The 5,242-nt window shown below is 28.0% G+C and carries 3 protein-coding genes; all 3 read right to left on the reverse strand.

Annotated elements, in window-relative coordinates:
* Positions 1-57 precede the first annotated feature (57 nt).
* A complete protein-coding gene (locus WC356_07255; protein ID MFA5382941.1) occupies positions 58-3,465 on the reverse strand; it encodes a DNA polymerase II large subunit in 3,408 nt (1,135 codons plus the stop codon).
* Positions 3,458-4,927 (reverse strand): DNA-directed DNA polymerase II small subunit, encoded by a 1,470-nt coding sequence (locus WC356_07260; protein MFA5382942.1) that lies wholly within the window; start codon positions 4,925-4,927, stop codon positions 3,458-3,460. Before WC356_07260 ends, WC356_07255 begins: the two co-directional genes overlap by 8 nt.
* Before the next feature lie 124 nt (positions 4,928-5,051).
* Positions 5,052-5,242 (reverse strand): PH domain-containing protein (locus tag WC356_07265; protein MFA5382943.1); only part of this gene is annotated, 191 nt, incomplete at its 5' end.

Raw genomic sequence — 5,242 nt, forward strand, 5'->3', positions numbered from 1 at the left:
GGTTTCTACATAATTTATAATTTTGTTGTAAATATACTAAATTTGAAAAAGCAAATTTTACATAAACTCGCTTAGACTTACTTGCGGCGCTTTTTCATCTTTGAAAATACTTTCAATATCGCGCTCTAGCAAATCCAGGCGCTGTTTAAGATATAATGGAAAACCATATTTTATTGCCATTTCTTTTGATAATTTCAAATATTTAGTTATTCCTCCTTCATAAACTGTTAAAACTATTTTTCCACCGCACTTTCTACACTTGCCTATTAAAGGAATACGCCTATATTTAGCATTGCAATGAACACACCTAAATGATTGCTGAGAAAATTGCCTTAAATTACCATATAAATCAGGAATAAAATGACTTAAAATTAATTTTTCTGCTGTATCTTCTATATCTACTGCTCTTATTTTTTTATGCAAATCAAATTGCGCTCCAACTTTTTCTTTCATACTTTTAAATTGAACATATGTTGTTATTGTTGGGCCTAAATTAATATCAGAAACATCATGTGTAAAACCAATATTTTCATATTGATCTGGTTTATCTAATTTTCCCTCAACTAAATCTATTTTAAGATTATTTGGGCTTTCAAATTTTTCAGTTTTTTCATAAAAATCTAAGGGAATTCTATTTATTACTTCCATTGAATGAACTTCATCATCAACTTCTTTTGGATTTAATAATGTAGTTAAAACAATTGGGATATCCATTGTTCCTCCTCTTGTCTCTGGAAGATAACTTTTTGAGAAATTTAAAAGTATATCCATTAAATTCATAAAACAATTTTCATCCCCATCACAATTTCTTCTTGTTCCACAAACTAGATATGGGTGCATATAAGCAACTCTGCCTTTTGTTGAACCTATTACTCTTGATAATATACCAGCAGAAGTATGTGGCGACTGTATAACACACAACTGACCTATTACTTCTTCTCTAGTTTTTATCATGTAAAACGGTTCCATTTGATATAAATGAATTAAAATATCATCAATAAAATTAGCAGTTTTGATAAAAAAATCAATTCCTTTTTCTGAAACAATAAAATCTTGAGGAAATATTTCAATTACTTGATCTTCATTAGTTATCTCCTTACCTAAATAATCTTTTGAATATCCTAACTCTTTTATTTTTTTAATTGATACTCCTATTTCTTTAGGTTTAAAATGTGTAATTGGTGCATCTGTAAAATCAAATCTTGAAGTTCCATCTTTAAAACAAGATAAATCATATTTTGCTCTAAAATATCCTTTTTCTAATCTTTCTGGAATTTTTGAATTATTTATTAACCCTTTAACTCCTTTTATTTTACTAGGTAATTTTCCATCCATATTATTTTTTAAATTATCTAAAATTGAGATAATATTTATTGATCTTGAATCATATTCACAAACTTTTCCTCCACACGGACATTCATTTCCATGTATAATCTCTCGCCCGCATTTAGAACAAATTTTTTGTGATATTGCTTCACCACCACAATCACATTTATTATAAAAGATTATTTTACCGCATTCAGAACATTTTTTTCTTGCAATTTCAACTTTTATTCCTCTATCTTTAGTTTTTTCTTTTAATTCATTATAAGTTTTTATAATATCTCTATGTTTATTTAAATTACCTAATGGGAATAGCACATTAACATCTGGTTTCATTTCTCTTTCTTTTGCTTTTTCAGGTCTTCCCATTCTAGAACCAATATACATAGGTGCTTTATTTTTTATTAAAACCCCAGATAATTCAGTTAAAAACTCTAAAATATTTTTATCTTCTTTCCATAACTCATTAAATCCATCTATTGAAATATCTTTGCCTTTTTTTAATCCTACGGTGGTATATATTGAATATGCAGTTTCAGAATCTAAAATCACTTTATTATTTTGAACTGTATGTAAAATACACAACTCTTCTAAAATTCTTTTTGCTTTTAAATCCTCTTCAGAATCTAAAGGAAGTTCACATAAACTTATTATACCTAAAACTCCTAAGGATTCAAATTCTATATCTGCTTTTATAAGCCAGTCTACTAATATTTTTAGTTTATTTAAATCTATATCTCCCCAAAAATAAAGATATGCTGGATGTAATGGAATTTCATATTCTTTTGCTAATTCAAACGCATCATATACATCAAAATCTTCTTTTATTTTAACTTCTTTTTCTTTACATATTTCTTCCCACCATTCTTCACAAAATGCACCTGGAATTAAGGGATGATTTGCTTTTATAAAATCCCCAATTGTAATTAACATATCCCCCAAAAATAAAATTTCTTCTATTTGTGGCTTTAATTGTTTTGCTTCTTGAATAGAATTCACTTTAACTACATTTCCATTTTTTAATTTAACAATTGGAGGTTCAATTGTATCACAAGGTAAAACAATGCATCCTTTTCCAGGTCTTTCTATTTTTACTTGTGTTCCTATTGCTGGAAATTCATCTAATACTTCCATTGTTGCTGGGTGAATTGCTTTTGCCATTATCCCTGTTATTCTTGTTCTTCCATACCTTAATCTAAACCCTCCTGGCCTCATAGGATATGAAAAAATAGGTCTTCCTGCAAGTATTTCTCCTAAATATGTTTTAATTGGTTTTATCTCAACTGTACTTTTACTTGAACTTTTAACTTTCATTATAGACTCAATCCAATCCCAATCTAAACCAATTTGTTTTGTATATCTAAAAACTTTAGGTGCTTTTTGTGCAATTCCTTCCCCAATAACTAAAGCCATTCCTCCACGTATTCTATTTGTTTCTATTCGTTCTAAATCTCTATGAACTGATACTTCTGGTTTATGTGTTGGATCCCCATCAATACATACTGGACAATTTTTAACAATTGTTTTTATCTCTTTTTCAGTAGGCATATATTGTAATCTTGCACATCTTGCATCATATATAATAATTTCTTCAACATATCTCTCTAATTCAGAATCAGTTGGTCTATAATCTTTTATTCCAGCTTCTCTTCTTGCAACATCTGCTAAAACTACACTTAATGCTGCTATTGTTCCTCCAGCACTTCGTATAGGTCCTGAAAAATAAATTGACAAATAATTACTTCCATCTGGGTTTTCTTTTATTTTTAATCCCCCAATACCTTCAGTTGGTGCTACTAACACTCCTTCAGTTAAAATAGCAACACCAGTTCTCACAGCTTGGTCAATTGCTTTTTCTAACTCCATATTTTTATTTTCATTTATCAATTTTTTAACAATTTCATAAGCAACAATAGTTCTTGCCATTCCACTATTTTCTAATTTTCTTATTTCCTCTGCTATTCCTTCCGGTCCTACTAACCCTTCAACTCTTCCAGCAACATCTTGAGCAAATTTTGTTTCTACTTCTTTTTTTGGATCTAATCCTTTTTCTCTTGCTTTTTGTGCAATTTTATAAAGTACATCTAACTTTTTTTGTAGATTATCAAAATAATTTTGCATCTCTTTTGTTGCTTCAACCATTATTTTCACCAATAAATTTTTTATGGATCACTTCTCCAGTTTTCATTAATAAAATTGGCACAATTCCAGGTGTTGGTATATGTCCTTGTTTAATTTGAAATTCTGTTCTTTCTTGAAATGTTCCTGAATTAATTATATGTACGCCCCTATAAACTGAATATGCATTTTTATGTATGTGACCCATATGTAAAATATCTGGAACTTCATCAATCATTAAATAATCTTTTTTTTCAGGTACAATAACATTTTTACCATAAATAGGAGATAAATTTCTTCTTTTTAAAAGTTCAATCATAGGTATTTCTGGATGAGCATAATCACAATTAGATAATGAAGAAATAATTGAATCTAAAGAATCTCCATGATATATTAAATGTTTAAAACCTTCTAAATCAACCCAAGAAGGGCTACCAACTTTTAACATTCCTTTACCTTTTAATAATTCATCTGAGATTTGAGGTTGCGGCTGAGCTCTTCTTACTGCATCATGATTTCCTGGACTTACAATAATTTTAATATAATCAGGAACTTTTTCCATTAAATCAGAAAAAATTTCATATTGTTTATAAATATCTTTAACAATTAACTCTTCTTCTTGTCCTGGGTAAGCACCTATTCCATCAGCTATATCCCCAGAAATACTTATATATTTAATTTTTCCAGCAAGTTCTTTATCTCTTTCATTTCCATTCAACCAGTCTAAAAATTTATTAAATTCTTTTTCTAAAAAAAATCTGCTTCCCACATGTAAATCAGATAAATATGCAACTGCTAAGTCTTCTTCTATTTTTTTCTTTTCTTTCATTATAGGTATATCTGGCCAATTAATTTCTTTTGCCATTAATAATCCATTATACACTTTTCCATCAAAAAGTAAAATATCATCTAATGTAATTTTACTAGCTAAATCAAACAAATCTTTATCTGATTTAGTAACTATTACTAATCCAATATCTTCTTCATCTTCTACTTCTAATATTAAATTACCTTTTTGTGAAGTTCTAATTTCAACAATCATCCCAATTAATCGTACTCCCTCATTTGGGCGTTTCCTTAAATCACTAATTTTTATTATTGGGTTTTCTCCCATTCTTTCGTGCAAAAGAGATTTCATCATTGACATCCTGCTTCTAAAATATGCTACAAAATCTTCTGGTTTTCCAGTACATCTTGAATTATTTGTAATATCTTTATCTGGATAAAGTCTAATCCTTGGTGAATATTCTTTAGCAATAGGTTCAAAACTATCTGATCTTCTAATCTCAACTTCTGGTTCTGGGATTTTTTCATATTCAGAAATTATTGATTCTATATCATCTTTTGTAATAATTTTAAAATTTCCTTCAATTAATAAATTTAGAGTATTTTTTTTATTTTCAATTTTTTCTACTAATTCTAATGCTTCTGGAGTTAAACGCATGCCTTTATTTAAAATCTCTTGAATAAATTCTTCTCCCTCCATAAAAACACCAAAATTAAGTAATATTTATTGATTATAAGGTAGTATTTAAAAATAGATTGAAAAACTTAATATTTCTAATTTAATATATTCTATAAATTAAAAAAAATAAAAAAAGATTATTAATTTATTTTTGAATTTTATTAATCTGTTCTTTTATAATTGATTCTGGTTTATCAGTATTTAAAAGACCCATAAAAGTAACTTCAGCTATCCTGTGGCCCATACCTGCTGTTTGTATTGAAATTCTATAAAGACCTAGAATCTGATCAATTGGGCCTTGTTTAATATTGATATCAGTCACTTTATTGAATGGAA

This window comes from Candidatus Micrarchaeia archaeon (assembly GCA_041653315.1).
Taxonomy (GTDB): Archaea; Micrarchaeota; Micrarchaeia; order Anstonellales; family JAHKLY01; genus JAHKLY01.